The 17725-nt window shown below is 60.7% G+C and carries 16 protein-coding genes; 5 read left to right on the plus strand and 11 right to left on the minus strand.

Annotated features, from left to right (window positions below):
• Positions 1-17 precede the first annotated feature (17 nt).
• The 3 genes from ATY76_RS21990 to ATY76_RS22000 are packed head-to-tail and all read right to left on the minus strand — an operon-like array spanning position 18 to position 3252.
• Positions 18-1136, minus strand: a complete 1119-nt coding sequence (locus tag ATY76_RS21990) for an acyltransferase (protein ID WP_088676802.1) — start codon at positions 1134-1136, stop codon at positions 18-20.
• Positions 1123-2478 carry an O-antigen ligase family protein gene (locus tag ATY76_RS21995; protein WP_088676803.1) on the minus strand — a complete coding sequence of 452 codons (1356 nt, stop codon included), beginning with the start codon at positions 2476-2478 and terminating at the stop codon, positions 1123-1125. Before ATY76_RS21995 ends, ATY76_RS21990 begins: the two co-directional genes overlap by 14 nt.
• Before the next feature lie 39 nt (positions 2479-2517).
• Positions 2518-3252: a GDSL-type esterase/lipase family protein gene (locus ATY76_RS22000; protein WP_088676804.1), complete on the minus strand. Its 735-nt coding sequence runs from the start codon at positions 3250-3252 to the stop codon at positions 2518-2520.
• Between the two features lie 219 nt (positions 3253-3471).
• Here ATY76_RS22000 and ATY76_RS22005 point away from each other — a divergent pair, with 219 nt between their 5' ends.
• Positions 3472-4275, plus strand: coding sequence for a Ku protein (locus tag ATY76_RS22005; RefSeq protein ID WP_088676805.1), 804 nt, complete (start codon positions 3472-3474; stop codon positions 4273-4275).
• 4 nt (positions 4276-4279) lie between these two features.
• Here the strand turns inward: ATY76_RS22005 and ligD are convergent, their stop codons facing one another.
• From ligD to ATY76_RS22025, 4 genes are read right to left on the minus strand one after another with little or no spacing between them, the layout of a single operon-like run.
• The gene (gene ligD, locus ATY76_RS22010) at positions 4280-6751 is read right to left on the minus strand and encodes a DNA ligase D (RefSeq protein ID WP_088676806.1); all 2472 of its coding nucleotides are present in this window, start codon (positions 6749-6751) and stop codon (positions 4280-4282) included.
• A gap of 1 nt (position 6752) precedes the next feature.
• Positions 6753-7592, minus strand: a complete 840-nt coding sequence (locus tag ATY76_RS22015; protein ID WP_088676807.1) for a Ku protein — start codon at positions 7590-7592, stop codon at positions 6753-6755.
• A gap of 17 nt (positions 7593-7609) precedes the next feature.
• Positions 7610-7840 (minus strand): DUF2188 domain-containing protein, encoded by a 231-nt coding sequence (locus ATY76_RS22020; RefSeq protein WP_088676808.1) that lies wholly within the window; start codon positions 7838-7840, stop codon positions 7610-7612.
• Between the two features lie 35 nt (positions 7841-7875).
• Positions 7876-8136, minus strand: a complete 261-nt coding sequence (locus tag ATY76_RS22025; protein ID WP_088676809.1) for a hypothetical protein — start codon at positions 8134-8136, stop codon at positions 7876-7878.
• A 145-nt stretch (positions 8137-8281) separates the two neighbouring features.
• Between ATY76_RS22025 and ATY76_RS22030 the strand changes: the two genes are divergently transcribed.
• From ATY76_RS22030 to ATY76_RS22040, 3 genes are all read left to right on the plus strand, one after another.
• Complete coding sequence (locus ATY76_RS22030) at positions 8282-8716, plus strand: OsmC family protein (protein ID WP_088676983.1); 435 nt, start codon at positions 8282-8284, stop codon at positions 8714-8716.
• A gap of 92 nt (positions 8717-8808) precedes the next feature.
• On the plus strand, positions 8809-10245 hold the full coding sequence (locus tag ATY76_RS22035) for an FAD/NAD(P)-binding protein (RefSeq protein ID WP_088676810.1): 1437 nt from the start codon (positions 8809-8811) through the stop codon (positions 10243-10245).
• 111 nt (positions 10246-10356) lie between these two features.
• The gene (locus ATY76_RS22040; RefSeq protein WP_088676985.1) at positions 10357-11262 is read left to right on the plus strand and encodes a DMT family transporter; all 906 of its coding nucleotides are present in this window, start codon (positions 10357-10359) and stop codon (positions 11260-11262) included.
• Here the strand turns inward: ATY76_RS22040 and ATY76_RS22045 are convergent.
• Genes ATY76_RS22045 through ATY76_RS22060 form a run of 4 tightly spaced genes read right to left on the minus strand, consistent with a single transcriptional unit; the run spans position 11228 to position 17085 of the window.
• Entirely contained in the window at positions 11228-12907 is a 1680-nt protein-coding gene (locus ATY76_RS22045) for a VOC family protein (RefSeq protein ID WP_190233708.1), read from the minus strand. The two genes, ATY76_RS22040 and ATY76_RS22045, sit on opposite strands and share 35 nt — an antisense overlap.
• Positions 12908-12928: 21 nt before the next feature.
• On the minus strand, positions 12929-14524 hold the full coding sequence (locus ATY76_RS22050; protein ID WP_088676811.1) for a response regulator: 1596 nt from the start codon (positions 14522-14524) through the stop codon (positions 12929-12931).
• A gap of 4 nt (positions 14525-14528) precedes the next feature.
• Positions 14529-14954, minus strand: a complete 426-nt coding sequence (locus ATY76_RS22055) for a response regulator (protein WP_004674503.1) — start codon at positions 14952-14954, stop codon at positions 14529-14531.
• Positions 14941-17085, minus strand: coding sequence for a PAS domain-containing sensor histidine kinase (locus ATY76_RS22060; protein WP_088676986.1), 2145 nt, complete (start codon positions 17083-17085; stop codon positions 14941-14943). Before ATY76_RS22060 ends, ATY76_RS22055 begins: the two co-directional genes overlap by 14 nt.
• A gap of 192 nt (positions 17086-17277) precedes the next feature.
• Between ATY76_RS22060 and ATY76_RS22065 the strand changes: the two genes are divergently transcribed.
• On the plus strand, positions 17278-17649 hold the full coding sequence (locus ATY76_RS22065) for a response regulator (RefSeq protein ID WP_088676812.1): 372 nt from the start codon (positions 17278-17280) through the stop codon (positions 17647-17649).
• Positions 17650-17725: the final 76 nt, after the last annotated feature.

Genomic DNA, 17725 nt, shown 5'->3' on the forward strand with positions numbered 1-17725 from the left:
GGGCATTGCGCCAAAGTTCAGGATCGGCGCCACTTGAGCCACCGGAGTCCGATTGTATTTTTGCCGCTGATCGCCTTTCGCACCGGCTCGTCGTAGAGCCGGGTAACGACGATTGCCAGAAGGACGATAAGCGGAAGAACAATGGCAAAAATTGCCCAAGCCGGTGGTTGTCCCATTCCGGCTGCCTTCCAGGCGCCGAGCATCAGCCCGATCAGCGGCACGTGAATGGCGTAGAGCGCATAGGATGCCTCTCCGGCAATGAGAAGTGGCTGCCGCAATATCCCGTCGAAGTTGGATGCGTAAAGAACAAGCACCGCAACAGGAAATAAAACGGAGATAACAATCAGGTCTTTGATGCCGATGAAGGCCGCTGGTGTCTGAAAGATGAGAGAAGCGGTTGCAATAACGATCGTCGCCAGCGCGATTGCCTTTCCGAAACCAGAACCCGGCGAAAGCCGCTGCCGATAGCGGTACATCAAGATGCCAATGGTGAAGGAAAAGAGAACGCGCGGAAATCCGGAGAGCAAAGCGCCGTCGAGCGGGATCAGATCGGCGCTTCCATGGCTCAGCGTCTGCGCCGCCAACCAGATCCATGACGCAATGAGGATAAGGATGAGCACACCGCTGGAGAGCAATCTGGCCGCATAACCGTAAGCCAGGTTGATCACAATTTCCAGGAAGAGGGACCATGACGGACCGTTGAAAGGAAAGAGGTTCGGGGCCTTCAGTGACGTTCCGCCAATCGCCGGCAAGAAGAACATCGAGGCGGTCAGAGAGGCAGCGAACAGTACGGGGTCGATCTGCTGATTTCTGCTGAGCGACATGCCTGCGTAAGCTAATACGCCCAGCACCAGGCCAAGCAGATAAAGTGGATATAAGCGGATCAATCGTTTGAGAGCAAAATCATTGGCAGACAGCGACGATTCCTGGATCAGTTTCCTTTCATAGGCATGACCAATCACAAACCCGCTGAGACAAAAGAACAGGTCGACGGCGAGATAGGCAGCAGGCGCCGCATCGAAACCGACAAATCCTTCTGTATGATGGACCGCCACACAGATAGCCGCCAAGCCACGAATCCCGTCGAGGCCAACAAGTCTACGATTGCCTGAACTCATATTCTTAACCTGATGCATGTTGTTCGCCGGCCTGGGTCGGTTTGCGGAAGCGGGACAGGAATTCCGGGCCCAGGCCCACAAGCGCGATCACGGTATGAGGCCACAAGATGAAGGGGGCGAGCATCATTCCAGCTTCGGTGAACGCGCCGATCAAGATCAGAAGGATTATAACGACCTCCTTTCTCTTCGTGATGGCGAGGGCTTGATTCAAGGGCGACGAGGTCATTTTCGTCACCAGTCGCACCACGACGAACGAGGTCCAGATCACAGTGGCAGGTATGCCCATATTCAGCGCGAGTTCGATGTAGGTATTATGCGTGGACTGAGCGTCCCAGGTAAGACGGACATATTGCTCCATGATTTCCGGCTGTCGGAACAAGGCAAATCCCCAGCCCGAAAGCGGCCGCTCGAAGATCAGAGGCAGCAATTGTTCCCAAACATTCGTACGTCCGCTGAGCGTTAGATCTTTCCCGAACGACTCCGCAACCGCCTGCGCCACACCCATCAAAGCGATGGAGACAACAAAGCCCAGCAAGGCGAAGGCTAGAAGAACGATGAAGGATCGCAGGATGCGACCGGGAAAGCGCTGGATGAAACGCATCCCGTAGAACACCGCTATTCCGATCGAAAGCAGAATGACGGCAGTTGACGACTTCGCCAGCACGATGAGCACGAGGTAGAGCAGCATTGCCGTCCATCTCAGTAGGTCATAGTAGCGCAGTCGGCGTGTCGAAAAGACTGGAAGCAGCAATATGAAGTTCGTTGCCGAAAACTGGCCGAGCATATTTTTGTGATAGAATGCCCCTTTCACCATCCCGGCATAACTGCCTCTCATGACGGCGAATTGAGGAAAGGCTGCTGTGTAAAGAATATTTATGAATGCCGTCGCAATCGCAAACTTTGCAAGACTTTCAAACGTTTCGACCGCTCCGTAACGGGCTCTGTAAAGAATTGGGCCGGCTGACAGCAGCGCTACGGCTACGAAAGCACGGAATGAAGAGCCAGGGCTGACGGAAAATACAATCGACAGAAAGCAGCATAAGCAGATTATACCAACGAGCGGCGAGGCATTGCGTATCAGTTCGACGACTCGCTTGGGCTCCAGCAGGCAGTAGAGCCCGATGAGGGGAACGAGCGACATCAGCAACAGTCGCATCGGCATCGGATCTTTGCCGGCACCCTCCTGGAAGTCGGCCGGCAGCCCATACCACATGCCGGTTGCCCGCCACAGCGTGATGTAAAATATTGCCGTGAGGACGATCCGAACAGCGGTTTCGCGCTTGATGCGGTATTGCGCCCGAGCCCTGGGCTTGTGTCTTTGCAGGCCGATCGGCTGGTAGCTGTCGAATGAGGTGCTCATGACACTCCGCTTACTTTTGCTGTCCCCGGGGGACAAAGATCAGAGCCGCAGACCCGCTGCGGCAAGGAAGCTCCCGATCAGATTGTATGCCCCTTCCTCGAAATGAAGATGGTCGGGCTTGTAGTTGGAACACTCTTTATCGCTTGGCTTGCCGCACCGCAACATATCATCGTGCATTTGAATAAAAGTGACACCCGGCAATTCGGCTAGTGAAGATGCGATGAGCTTGTTGGCTGAAACGCGTATGTCCTCATAAGAAGCGTACTGTTTGCCGCGAGGCGGTATGGACAAGGAATAAATATGGGCGCTCGGCCACAGAGACCGGACTTTTTCGACGACCGCCGTAACTCCCGCCACGACGGAACAGGGATTTGTCTTCGGACCCAGATTGTTGGTGCCGACGAGGATGACGACATCGGCCGGATGAAAATCTGGAAGATTTAGGTTGTCGAGCCGATAAAGCGCATTTTGCGTGGTGTCGCCGGCAACACCGAGATTCATCGGACGGCGCGTGGGGAAGCTGTTCTTGACCCACGGCTGCCAGAGCTCGACAAGAGAATCCCCGACAAGAGCCAAGTCATATCGGGACGATCTGTCGCGATAGCTTGGAAGGGCTCGATTATATCTCCTGGTCGAAGGTTTCGGCTGGGCCGATGCCGTCGTCGCTATTGCGGGTTCGGGGCATTCTTGCCCGAAAGACAGGTCGGCAGTGCCGATAACCAGAACGAAATTGAAGACGAAAACGACGGCTATTTTGGCGAGAAGCCTCAACATTCAGCGTACCATGTCCTGAAAATCTTTGGGCCACATTATTGAGTAGGATAGCGGGCGTGACAAGGGAGGAATGGCTCGGCACTCGGCCTGCGGCACTGAAGCGCGGTTTGCAGCGGCCGTGAACGATACCATCTGATCCGCGAATTCCGCATTCTCGGAACCAAAACGCAGGTCCACCGTTCACTGCCATGTCCACAGGTGTGCGGCAGGTGGGAACACATGGCACGTCAGACATTCTGGAGAGGCTACCTCAAGCTTTCGCTCGTCACCGCCGCCGTCTCGCTGACGCCGGCGACGACGGAGAGCAACAAGGTGCGTTTCCATGTTCTCAATCGCCAGACGAAGAACCGCGTCGAAAGCCGCTATGTCGACAGCGTCACGCACAAGCCGGTGGCCGAGCGGGACCAGGTGAAGGGCTATCCGCGCGGCGAGGACGATTATGTTCTTCTGGAGGACGAGGAGATCGAGGAGGTTGGGCTCGAAAGCACCCGCACCATCGATATCGACAGCTTCGTGCCGCGCGGCTCGATCGATTGGATCTGGTACGACAAACCGCATTTTCTGGCGCCCGAGGACAAGGTTGGCGTCGAAGCCTTCTGCGTCATCCGCGAGGCGATGAAGGCGAACGACGTCGTCGGCATCGCCCGGCTGGTTCTCTATCGGCGTGAGCGGGCCGTGCTCCTGGAGCCTCAGGGCAAAGGCATCATTCTCTGGACCCTGCGGTACGGCGAGGAGGTGCGCGAGCCGGTGGCCGAGCTTGACGGCGGGGCCAAGATCGACAGCAAGCTGCTGGCTTTGATGAAGCAGCTGGTGAAGGAAGAGACCAAGGATTGGAGCCCGGCTATGGTGCAGGATCCGATCCAAAAACGGCTGAAATCGATGATCCGCGGCAAGCAGAAGAGCCTGAAGAAGGCCGCACCCGCCAAAAAGCCGGCGCCGGTGAAATCGACCGGCAATGTCATCAATATCATGGATGCGCTGAAAAAGAGCCTGGCCGCGGAAGGCGGCCGGAAGCCGAAGTAGCTCCCTATCGCTTCTTCTTTTCCAAAGGTTTGGCCGCCGCGAAGAACCCGTCCCAGGGGTCTTTCGGCAATGCATCGAGCCGCGTCGGCGTGTTATCAACGGTGAAATAGGCGGGCCCGATGTCGGCGCCGAGCTCGCTCCATTCCAGCGGCATTGAGACCGCGGCGCCGGGTCTCGCTCGCGTCGAATAGGGCGCGACCGCCGTATTGCCGCGGCCGTTGCGGAGATAATCGATGAAGATCCTGCCCTTGCGCTTGGCCTTGGTCGCCGTTGCGAGATATCCGGGATCGTCGGATGACATGTTGTCGGCAAGCCATTTGGCGAACGCCTTCACCTCCACCCAGCCGGCCTTCGGCGCAAGCGGCGTCACGACATGCAGGCCTTTGCCGCCCGATGTCTTGACGAAGGCCGCGAGACCTTCGGCCTCCAGCCGCTCCTTCAGTTCGTAAGCGGCCACGATCACATCCTCCCATTCCACGTCCTCGCCGGGGTCGAGGTCCATGGTGATCATGTCGGGTTTTTCCCAATTGTCCGTCGTCGCACCCCAAGGATGGATTTCGAGCACGGCCGATTGCACCAGGGCGACGATGCCGTTGAAATCGGTGATGCGCAGCAGCTTTTCTCCCTGCTTGTCCTTCGGATCGATGATCTCGCCGATATGCTGGTTCATGCCCTTCCAGGCATGTTTCTGGAAAAACCGCTGGCGGCCGTTGATGCCGTCGGGCAGGCGCAGCAGCGCCAGCGGCCGGTTGACGACATAGGGGGCCATGAAGCGCCACACCTGGGCGTAATAATTCGCCAGCCCTTCCTTGGTCACGCCCTCGTCCGGCCAGTAGATGCGGTCGGGATGGGTGAGCGTCACGGCTGATTTCGGCAGCTCGCGTGTTGTCGTCTTTTCCGTCTCGCGCGTCACGCCCTTCGCCGGCTTGTCTTCGCGCAGGCCGCGAAAGGCGGCATGGCGCAGATTCCCGTCGGCCGACCAGGCGCGGAATTCCACCTCGCCGACCAGCTGCGGCTTCACATAGATCAGCCCGCGCCGCTCCTCGGCCGTCAGCTTGTCGTCGAATGATTTTTCATTTTGCTGAAGCTGCGACAGTCTTTCATAGAGCATCTGTGCCGTTGCCGCCGTATATCCGGTGCCGACCCGGCCGACATGCTTGAGCTCGCCGTTCTCATAATAGCCCATGGCCAGCGAGCCGATCGCGTTCTTCATCGCCGTCGAGGGCACATAGCCGCCGATGACGAATTCCTGGCGGTGCGAACATTTCGATTTGATCCACTCGCCCTTGCGTCCCGACGTGTATTTGCTGTCACGCTGCTTGGAGATCACGCCCTCCAGGCTGAGCCGGCAGGCATGGTCGAGCACCAAGCCGCCGCTTTCGTTGAAATGCGCACTGTAGCGCAGTTTGTCGCCATCGCCGGAGAGCAGGGTTTCGAGCAGGCGCTTGCGATCGATGAGCGTCGCGTTCAAAAGACTGTGGCCATCGATATAGAGAAGATCGAAGGCATAGAAGACGAAGCGATCGTAGCGGCCTTCGCTGAGATCGTGCTGCAGCGCCGAGAAGTCCGAAGCGCCGATATCGCGCTCCACGACGATCTCGCCATCGATCATCGCCGATTGCACCGGCAGCGCGGCAAAGGCATCCAGCACGTCCTTGCCGAATTTCTTCGTCCAGTCGAGCCCGCTGCGGGTGAGCATCCTGACATCGCCATCCTCGATCCTGACCTGCAGGCGGTAGCCGTCGAATTTGATCTCATGGATCCAGCGGTCGCCGGCCGGCGGCTTCGGCTTCAGCTTGGCGAGCGCCGGCTCGATGAAATCGGGCAAAATTGCCTTTCGCGCCCCCTTCGGCCAGTCGCGTTGCTCGGGTGCCGGGGCTTTGGCTTTTCGCGCCGGCTTTTTGGCGGCGACCGCCTTGCCGTCCTTCGACTTGGAATTCCAGGTCGCGTCCGGGTTTTCCGCCACCTCTTCGAGTTGCCGGCCGCCATCGTGGCGCGCCTCTGCGTCGTCCCCCTTGATCAGCAGCCAGTTTTCGCGTTTTTCGCCGGGCCGGCCGTGCATGCGCACAAGATGCCAGCGGCCTTTCAGCTTCTCGCCGTCGAGTTCGAATTCCATATGGCCCTTCTGATAGGCCTTGCGGGCATCGCCATGCGGCGTCCAGGTACCGCGATCCCAGACGATGACAGTGCCGCCGCCATATTGCCCTTTCGGGATGATGCCCTCGAAATCGCCGTAGGAGAGCGGGTGATCCTCGACATGCACGGCCAGCCGCTTGTCTTCGGGATTGAGGCTCGGCCCTTTCGCTACCGCCCAGCTCTTCAGCACGCCGTCCATCTCCAGCCGGAAATCGTAGTGCAGCCGGGTCGCATCGTGCTTCTGGATGACGAAACTGTTGCCGCTCGTGCGCGCCTTTCGGCCGCGCGGCTCCGGCGTGAGCTTGAAATTGCGCTTCGCCTGATAGGTTTCGAGAGCCATCTCAGCTTGCCTTTTTCCTGCCGCTGTCGCTGCGCGCCGGCGCCTTCTTCTTCGCAGGCGGCTTGCCGCTCATCTTTGCGCTCTGGCGCAGCGCCTCCATCAGGTCGACGACCTTGCTTTCCCTAGGCGCTTTCTTCTTCGGCGGTGCACGGCCTTCGATCTTCGCTTTCACCAGCTCGACGAGCGCGTGCTCGTAGCGATCCTCATATTTGCTCGGATCGAAGCTGCCGTGCTTGGTCTCGATGATATGGCCGGCGAGCTCGAGCATTTCCTTATCGAACTTGATGTCGGGGATATCCTTGAAGACGCTGTCGGCCGAACGAACTTCGTAATCGAAATTCAGCATCGTCGCGACGATATAGTCGTCATGGGGACGGATCAGCAGCGTCCGGTTGCGCCGGAAAAGCACGGCTTCGGCGAGCGCCACGACCTTGCCGTCGCGCATGCCCCGGCCGATCAGCGCCAGTGCTTCTTCATCATGGGGGTCGGCGGGCGCGAGGTAGTAGGGGCGGTCGAAGTAAAGCTTGTCGACGGCGTCACAGCCGATGAAAGCCTTGACATCCAGCACCTTGTCGCTTTGCGGCATGATTTCGGCGATCTCGTCGCCTTCGATGACGATGTAATCGCCATTCTCCATCTGGTAGCCCTTCACCTGGTCGTCGCGTCCGACCGGCTTGCCCGTCTCGCTATCGACGAACTGCCGTTCGACCCGGTGACCGGTCCTGCGGTTGATGAGGTTGAAGGAGACGCGGTCGGAAGAGGAGATGGCGGTGTAAAGCCCAACGGCGCAGGCGAGGTCGCCGACTTTCAGATAACCTTTCCAGCTTGCCCGAGCGGCCATTCCCTCCTCCGTCGCATTCAGAGCCGACTGTTGCTCTTGTCGGTTTCGAGTTCCTGGAATGCCCAGCCGCCATCGGGTGAGGGATAGGCGAGCAGCGCATCGCCGTCACCGATTTTCTGACGCGATGCGGCGTCCTTGGCGCGGATAATCGCTTCATCGGCAGTGGCATAGGTTTCAGAAAGCGTGTCCCCGAGCTTATAGGCCCAGCCATTGTCGTGCGGCACGACCTGATAGGTGATATCGGCCATTTCGGATCTCCTCTCGTCATGGAGCATCATGCTCTCTAGTTCCGATTTGGTTTGCGCCTTTCGTCGAGCGCGATGATCTTCTCCAGGGAAGCAATATCCTCGCTGGTAACGACGGGGACGGGGTCGGCCGCAATCGCCTCCAGCACCTCTTGAGATATGGCGCCGTTGCGGATTGCCCATTCCAGGGTTTCGCGTGTTTCCCGCTCCGCCTTCAGCTGGGCATAGAGCGCGACGATCAGCCGATCGCGAGCGTCCATCCGTCGGCCCTGGCGGTCCATGCTGCGGACATCAGGCATCGCAATCCACCTTTGTCACTGATTTCGTTCAGGTGTAATCAACTGATGCGGGATGGAAAGGTTCCGTTGCCGAGCGCTGCCGGCCCCCGTAAGGGGCAGAGGGCGGAACGCTTTGTCTGAAAGGCTGTTGTCAGAGGATTTCATCATGGCAGATCTCAAGGCTCGTCCGCGTCCGACCGGCGCCACCGCCGTTCTCGGCCGCATGGGTTTTCCGCATGTCACGTCCACCACCAAGGGTGAGATCGATATCGTCACCGCGCCGTCGCAGCCGGGCTTCAGCCCGCTCGATCTGCTCTATGCCTCGCTTTCGGCCTGCCTCGTGCTCAGCGCACGCATCGCCGCCAGCCAGATGGGCGTTTTGGACAGGATCACCGAGATCACAGTCGACGTTACCGGCGAGAAGGCGACGGAAGGTCTTTCGCGCGTTGCGAAGTTCAACATTGCCTTCTCGATCAAGGGCGATATCGACGAGGAAATGCGCGAGAAAATCGTCCGTGCAGCCGAAGAAGAGATCTGCACGGTCAGCAATACGATCCGCGGCAATGCCGATTTTTCGACGACGATATCGGGTCGGACATAATCCATAATTATTATAGACAACCGCCGGCGGAGGATTGCGCGGCCAATGTCCGGCTTCTATGCTCGGGCATCGAAAGCGATGATCCGGCCACCATGCAGTTCAATCCACTCCTGAAGTCTCAACGGCCTGTCGTCGCCATCATCGGCGGCGGCGTTTCCGGCGCAGGCGTTGCCTACCATCTCGCCAAGGCAAATTGCCGCGAACGTCCTGTCATCGTCGTCTTCGAACCGCGCGCCGAACTTGGCCGCGGCCTGGCCTATGACACGACCGATCCGGCCCACCGCATCAATGTTCCGGCCGCCAAGATGAGCCTGCAGCCCGCCGACATCGGCGAATTCCAGGCCTGGATCGAAGCGCGGGATGCCGTCGCCGACGATCCCGAGGCGAAACAGCCGGATGGCATGCTTTTCCCGCGGCGCCGGCTCTTCGGCGAATATGTCGCTTCCATGCTGAAGCCGCTGCTCGACGATGGCACCGTGCGTCATTGCCGCGCCGCGGTGACTGCCGTCGAGCGCCGGGGCGGCCGCTGGTCGATCCAGGATGACAAAGGCGGCGTGACGGAGGCCGATATCGTCGCGATCGCCACCAGCCATCCGCCGCCGGCAGCGCCCGGCCGGCTTGCGGCCAGGCTTGGCGCCCATCCCCGCTTCATCGCCGATACCACTAGGCCGGGCGCACTCGAGGTGATCCGCCCGCACGACCGCGTGCTCGTCATCGGCAACGGCCTGACGGCGGCCGATGTCATTGCCTCGCTGACGCAGCGCGGGCATGCGGGGCCGATCACCGCGATCTCGCGCCGCGGCCTGCGTTCGCGCGGCCACGCGCCGGTGCCGCAGCAGCTCTTCGGCGATTTCCTCTCTCACGCCGCGCATTCCGCCGTTTCGCTGCTGGCGGCAATCCGCTCGGCCATCGACGCCGCCAAAGGGGAGGGCATCAGCTGGCACGGCGTGATCGATCAGGTGAGGGCGCAGGGGCATGATCTGTGGCAGGCGCTGCCGATTGCCGAGCGACGCCGTCTCGTCCGTCATCTCCGCCCCTATTGGGATGTGCACCGTTTCCGCATTGCGCCGCAGGTCGAAGCCGTGCTCGACGCGGCGATTGCCGCGGGCCGTCTCGAGATCCTCGCCGGATCGGTCGCCGATGCGCGCATCGAGGGCGAGCTCATTCGTTGCACCCTGCAACCGCGGCATCAGCCTCAGCCGTTGGAGCGGAGCTATGACGCCGTCGTCGTGACCACCGGCCCGGCCCATGGTGACATTCTCGAAACCCAGCCGTGGCTTTCCGCCCTTGCCGCAAATGGCCACCTGAGCCTCGATCCGACCGGCCTCGGCCTTGCCTGCACCGAGCGTTCGGAGGCGATCGGCTCGACCGGGGCGGCAGATCCGTCGCTGCTGATCTCCGGTCCCTTGGCGCGCGGCACCTTCGGCGAGCTGATGGGATTGCCGCAGGTCACCGAGCATGCATTCTTCGTTGCGAGCAAGATTGCCGGGAAGCTAAAGGCGACTGCGACGAAGCCACAACCGGCCTGATTTTCTATTTCTGATGTCGCTCTTTGACTGTCGCCACTGATCGGTTTCTGGTACTCAGTCGCCAGCCAATATCCCGCTGCCCTCCTGTTGGGCGCCAAAAATATCGAGATCATGTCGCAGGCTGCCTCCACCCTTTCCGAAGCCTCGCCTTCCAATCGTTTTCCGCTGGCGATGCTCCTTCTCGGCGGAGCGGCGATCGGCGGCTCGCCGATCTTCGTCAGGCTGTCCGAGGTCGGACCGATGGCCACGGCCTTCTGGCGGGTGGCACTGGCGCTGATCCCGATCTTCATCGTCTCGCTCATGAAGAAGAATGCGGGACCGAAACCGCAAAGCCTTTCCGACTATGGCATGCTGGTCCTTCCTGGTGTCGTGCTGTCGCTCGATCTCGCTGCCTGGCACCTTTCGATCACCATGACATCGGTCGCCAATGCGACGCTGCTCGCCAACCTCGCGCCGGTTTTCGTCACCGTCATCGCCTTCCTCTTTTTCAAGGCGCGGATCAGCCGCGTCTTCGTGCTTGGACTTGTCACGGCACTGGCCGGCGTCGTCATCCTGAAGGGCGGGCCGGCCGCGCTTGGCAATGGCGACCTTCACGGCGATGGCCTGGCGATGATCGCCGCCTTCTTCTACGCCTGCTACATCCTTGGGCTCGGCAGGCTGCGCAGCCGGTTCGATACGATGCGCATCATGCTGTGGAGCACGGCGTCCGCCGCCGTCTGCATCCTTCCGGTCGCCTTCTTCTTCGAGGGGAACATGGTGCCGGTGACGGTCTATGGCTGGTCGATGGTTTTTGGCCTTGCCTTCATCAGCCATGCCGGCGGGCAGGTGGCGATCACCTATGCGCTGGCCTATCTGCCGCCGGCCTTTTCCTCGCTGACGCTGCTGCTGCAACCGGTCGTCGCAGCGATCCTCGCCTGGGCGCTGCTCGGCGAGGCGATCGGCACGATGCAGGCCGTGGGCGGCGCTGTCGTGCTTGCCGGCATCATGGTTGCCCGAACAGCTCGGGCTTCGGCTTGACCGCCTGCTGTTCCAGCGGCGGCTGTTCATCGCCCATTCTCTGCAGCAGCCACTTCTGGATGATCGGCACATCGGCATCGCCAAGGTCGTGGCCGCCGGGAATGACGTCGGAATCGACGGTGGCGCCCGAACTTTTCAGCCGCCCTTCCAGCTCGCTCGCATATTTGCCGTAGGCATCCGTCTTTCCGCTGATGACGAGCAGGTCCGTGCCCTTCAGATCGGCATGCGGATAGTCGCTGAGAACAGGCATGGAACGCAGCAGCACCGCCTTGTGAATGAGGTTCGGGTGCAGATAGAGCAGCGAGTTCAGAAGGTTCGCGCCGTTCGAATAGCCGACATAGACGACCTTCTGCGGATCGAGCCCATAGGATTTGACGGCGCCTTCGATGAAGGCCGCGAAAGCCTCAGCCTCAGTCTTGATATCGTTCTGGTCGAAGGAGAAGGGGGTGAGGCGCTTGTACCAGCGCGGAAAACCTTCCTCCGTTGCCCGCCCGCGTACGCCGAGCAGCGTCGCGCGGGGCGCCGCCTTGTTCAAGAGCGGCATCAGCGTCGTTTCGTTGCCGCCGGAACCGTGCAGAAGCACGAAGACGCTGCCGTCGGGATTCGGCGGCGTATAGAAGCGATGGACGAAGGGCAGCTCGCGGTAGTTGATGCGCGGTTCGCCGGGCATCGAAAATTGCGGCAGCACCACCTTCAGGTCGCCGAGATCGGTGATGGCGTCGGGCGGCGCGAAGAGCTTTTCCCCGAGCGCTGCCTGCTCTTCATCCACGATCATGCCGGGTTTGTCCGTCGCAAGCTCGATCAGCGTGCCGCCCGGTTCCCGTGCATAGAGCGAGCGGAAATATTTGCGGTCATGCATGTTGGTTGGCGACGCCTCGGTCGTCTCCAATGCCTTGCGGACGGACAGCAGCGTCTCCTCATCGGGAGCGCGGAAGGCGACGTGGTCGACTGTGCCGGTGCCCGGCGCACCGGACCAGAAGCCGCGCGCATCGCGCACGTCGATGATGTCGCCGGATTGCGAGGCCAGCCTGTCGATCGTGCCGCGGTTGGCCTGGAAGCGGTAGCCGAAATGGGTTTCGAGGAAGCTGCGGCTCTCGGCGGGCTTTTCGGTCAGCATGGTCGCGCCGCGCACCCGCTGGATGGCGTGCTCGACCGGAATAGAGGCGCCATCCCAGACGGCTTGCGACGCAAGGCCCTTTGCGCCGGCGAGCTTGAGAATGATGTTGTCGGGATCTTTCAGCCGCAGGACGGGCTCGCCGAATTCCTCGGCCGGTCCCTCGGAGCGCAGGCCGAAGCTCATGGCGCGCGTCAGCCAATAGCCGATGCTTGCGGGGTCGATCGCCAGCGAGACTTCACTGATCTGGCCGTAGCCGGCCCGCCCGGGTGCCCCATCCTCCCAGGCGAGGAAGGTCAACAGCGACCCCGAGGTGCCCGCCGCATCGCCGTAGAAGAGATGCAGTTGCGTCGCGTCCTCGTAGCCGGCGGTCTGCTTGACCAGCCGCATGCCGAGAAAGCCGGCATAAAAGTCCACGTTCGCCTGCACCTTCCGGGTGACGGCCGTGACGTGATGTATGCCTGATACCATCGAGAGCAGTCCTGATTGAATGGGCGTCAGGAGCGCGAGTATGAGAGCTGCGACAGTCATACCGTTGCCAATGACCATCGCTTAGTTTTGTTCCGCACAAAGCGCAAGCGAATCGCCGCGCTGCAGCAATTCCAGATGCTCCACATCCTCGAGTGCCTCTTCCAGTTGCTGACGGGTCGGTGGCTTGACCATATAGGCGAGTGCGCCGAGATCCCGGGCCCGCCGCATGTCGGTCTCGTCGCTCGACGTGCTGAGGATGCAGACGGGAATCTGCTTGAGGCGGGCATCGGCCGAAAGCGCATGCAGCACCTCGAAACCGTCCATGATCGGCATGTTGATGTCGAGCAGCATCAGGTCGATCTGCGGCACATCGGCAACGCCGGCGCGTTCTTCGAGCAGCTGCATCGCCTCGCGCCCGTTGGTGGCGACATGCAGGTTGAAATTCACCTTCTCGCGCCGCATCAGCTTGATCTTCAGAAGCTGGATGTCGGCGGGGCTGTCTTCCACCAGCAGCACCTCGGCGAGCCGGCCAGAACCTTCGCCCAGATGTTCGCCGAGCCTGGCATTGTGCGTCACGGGCGAAACGGCGGGCGCCTGAGGCTTCACCGCGGCGAGCGGCACCTCGACGATGAAGGTGGCGCCGGATCCGTTTCCTGCCTCGCACCAGATCGAGCCGCCATGCAGTTGCGCGATGCGGCGGCAGATGGCAAGGCCGAGCCCGGTGCCCTCGATGCCGCGGCCGACGAGGCGTTTGAACGGCTGGAAGATCAGCTCGCGATGCTGCGGATCAATGCCTGGACCGTTGTCATGCACGGTGAGGCGGCAGATGTCGCCCTGCGGTTCGCCCGAGATCCTGATCTCCGGAACCTTCTGATCGCAATAGCGGATGGCGTTCGACACCAGATTCTGCAAGAGCTGGACCAGGAGAGTCGCGTCGCCCATGACTTCCGGCAACGCTCCGCGGATGATGGCGGCCCCGCGGCTTTCGATCTGCTGGCGCAGATTGTCTTCCACCTGGCCGAGCACGTCGGCCAGCGACACCGGCTTCAGCTCCGGCCCGCCGGAGGCCTCGAGCTTGGTGAAGCCCGAGACCTTGACGATCAGGTCCTCCATATGATCGGCGGCACTCAGTACGTAATCGAGCAGTTCCCGGTCTTCGGCGGGAAGGGCTGCAGAACCGTGCAGGATCCGGCTGAAGGATTTGATCGTCCGGAGCGGCTCCTTCAGATCATGGGCCATGGCGCGCGTGAAGATCTCCAGCGATTGCCGCTTCTGCTCCAGCTTCGCTTCCAGCACGCCGTGCATGATGGCGTTCTGGATGCAGCGATGCAGTGTTTCGGGCGAAAGCGAATCCTTGGTCAGATAGTCGCGCGCGCCGCTCTTCATCACCTCGACAGCAACGGTTTCGCTGCCCTGGCCAGTCAGCACGATGACGTTGGCGGCAGGGTCGTCCTCGAGGATATCGGCAAGAACGCCGAGCCCGTCGCGTCCCGGCAGCGAATAGTCGAGCAGTATGCAGTTCGGCCGTCTGCGGCTGTTCAGCGCGCGGCCCTCTTCGCCCGTCTCGGCCTCGACCACCGTGTAAGCGATGCTGGTGACCCGGCCCAATATGCGGCGATAGACCTCGCGGTCGTCAATATTGTCGTCGATGATGAGAATGCAGCACTCTTCCGCCAATCTGTCAGTCCTCAAGCGGCAGGATTGCGATTTCGAACCAGTATTCCTTCAGCCGCTGGATCGCGGCGAAGAGGCCGTCGAGATCGACCGGCTTCTGCACATAGGTATTGGCCCCGAGCGCGTAGCAGCCTTCGATATCGCGTTCGTCGTCGGAGGTCGTCAGGATCACCACGGGGATCTTGCGCCAGCCGTCGTTCGACTTGATCGCCTCCAGCGTCTTGCGGCCGTCGAGGCCGGGCATGTTGAGATCGAGCAGGATCAGCCCCGGTTTCGGCACCATCGCGGTCAGCATATCGAGCGCTTCCTGTCCGGAGGCCGCCCAGCGGATCGAGTTGCGCAGGTTGGTGCGTTTGAAGGCGCGCATCGTCGCTTCGAAATCGTCTTCGCTGTCTTCCACGATCAGGATCGGTTGCGTGTCACGCTGCTGCATTCTGCCCCTCGCGCTTTTTTCCCAGGGTGAAATAGAATGTCGTGCCGGTGCCGACTTCGGACTCCAGCCAGATATCGCCATTGTGCCGCGCGATGATCTTGCGGACGAAGGTGAGGCCTGCTCCGGTTCCGTCGTCGGAATCCTGCGACTTTTCAAGCCGCTTGAAAATGCGGAAAATATCCTCGTGGAATTCCTGCGGGATGCCCTTGCCGTTATCCTTAACGAAAAACACGTTGCGGGCAACCGTGCCGTCCGTGCCGACATAGCGTTCGAGATAGCCGATCGAGACGAGCGGCGCCGGTTTGTCGTTGTACTTGATGGCATTGGTGATGAGATTGCGGAACACTTCGGTCAGCCGCGGTGCGTCGCAGATCACGTCCGGGAGCCTGCCGTCGATGACGACCTTGGCATGACGTTCTTCCAGGAGGAGCTCCATCGTCGCGACGACGTCCTTGACGATCAGGTTGATATCGGTGCGCTTGACCGCCAGTTGCTGGCGTCCGAGACGGGAAAAATACAGGAGGTCGTTGACCAGCTTCTCCATGCGCTGGCTCAGGCGCACGAGCCGGTTCAGCCGGCGCACGCCGTCGTCGTCGAGCTTGTCTTCGTAATCCTCCAGCAGGAAGCGGGAATGGTTGTGCAGGCCGCGCAGCGGCTCCTTGAGGTCATGCGAGGCGATATAGGCGAATTCGTCGAGGTCGTGGTTGCTGCGCTCGAGATCGGCGGTATAGGCCTCGAGCTGGGCCAGCGTCGTCTTCATCCGTTCTTCCTGGCGGGCGCGCTCGCTGATATCGCGCACGATGCCGACGAAGGTCTTCGTATTGCCGGTGACGACGGCGCTGATGGAAACGTCGATCGGAAAGACGATGCCGTTCTTGCGCCGTCCCGAGACCATGCGCGTCGTTCCGATGATGCGCTCTTCGCCGGTCTGCCGGTAATGGGCGAGATAGCCGTCATGTTCGGAATGGTAGGGTTCGGGCATCAGCATCTTGATGTTCCGGCCGATCGTCTCCTGCGGGGAGTAGCCGAACATAGCTTCGGCCGCTGGATTGAAGCTTGTGATCGTTCCACGTTCGTCGATGACGATGACGGCATCGGGTGTGCTGCGCACGAGTGCGCCGAAGCGGATACGTTCGGTCTCCAGGTGATGGCTGTTGCGCATGAAATAAAAGATCAGGATCGCGATCAGCCAGAGCGTGGCGGCCGTGATGGTGCGATTGGCGATTTCCTGCCAGAACGAGGCTTCGTCATGCCTGACGGCGAAAAAGCCGAGCATCAGGAGCACGGTGCAGGCGAAGGCGAAGAAAAGCGGCGCATTCCTGTTGCCGAACCACAGCGCCGTCAGCACCAGCGGCACGTACAGAATACCGTTGGCGACGCCGAGCGGCGTATAGAGATCGACGAGCAGGCCTGTGAAGCAGACCGCGGCCGGAATCCACAACGGGATCTGCGCCCGGTTCGCCGGCTGCATCAGCCAGGATCGGGCCAGAAGCCCCGACCCGAAGATCACCATGCCGACGGCCGTGTGCAGCGCCATCGCTGCATAAGGCCCCCAGCGATAGCCTTGCTCGGCGGCGGTGACGTAACCGGCGAGCGCGATCATGCCGAGCGTGATGACGACATAGCTCGCCAGCTCCTGCACCACCTGACCTCGCGATTTCTCCATGCGAAGCGAGAGCAGCAAGGAGAGATTGCCGATCAGGAACACCAGCGCCGTGTTCGGCCCCATGCCGCCGCCGATCTCCGCAGAAAAATCCGGCGCGATCAGAAGACCAGTTACGAGCGTGTCGACATAGTGGAAGTTCCGCCCGATCGTGACGATTTCCACGAGCCGGACCGCGGCGATCGCCGCCGCGAGCCCCGCCGTGATCGCTGCCGCCGCCCGAAAGCGGCGGGCGGGAAATGTCGAGGTGACAAGCCCAGCGCCGGACAGCATGAAGCAGAGCGCGGTATTGAAGGCCATCGAGGGAAAGCCGGGAATGACCGAGAGAATCACCTTGATCTGCAACAGCCAGCCGGCAAGGACGGTGATGCCGAGAACGAACATCAGGCAGCCGACCGTGATCGCGAAGGCATGATAACGCCACCGCCTCCGCTGGTCTCGCAGGTCCAAGTCGTTCCTATCCTGCACCCGCGTATCCTCCTCGGTTCGCGCGGTCATTTTTTCCGAAATCGAGGAATACTCAATAGGCAAGCCAGGGCTGTGCCGTGCTTTTTGTGAAACGATTTGTAGCAATGTATATCGAATTTTAGCAAAACGGCCTTATCGTGATGTCGAAGGACGGCGAGGACCATTCCAACAATATCTGAGTTGCGGTGCTGGATGCCTACTTTATTCTACGTCGACGACAGCAGGGATGACCTCTTCTATCTCGACTATATCAGCAGGAAGCAGCAGATAGATGTCGATCTATTCTGTTTTTCGACCGCCGAGACGGTATTCGAGGCGTTGGAGCGGCGTGTGGCGGAAGGCAAGAACCCGCCCGACCTGCTGATTGCCGATCTCTATATGCCGCTGGACAGCGGCGTTGGGCTGATGAACCAGTTGCGCCGGGATGATCGGTTCAAAGCGATGCGGCTTGCTATCTGCAGTGGATCGGATGCCGATGAGGACCGTGCGCGTGCGCTGGAGGCCGGCGCCGATTTTTATCTCGAGAAGCCGCTTGATCTTGCTGCGATCATTCTCAATCTCTAAGTGTAGAAAACGATGGAAGCCTGAAGGCCCGTTTTCCGCCGTTCGTTCGCTGCGGTTGACAAACCGCAATTGACAA

Source organism: Rhizobium sp. R339, assembly GCF_002211395.1.
Classification (GTDB): Bacteria; Pseudomonadota; Alphaproteobacteria; order Rhizobiales; family Rhizobiaceae; genus Rhizobium.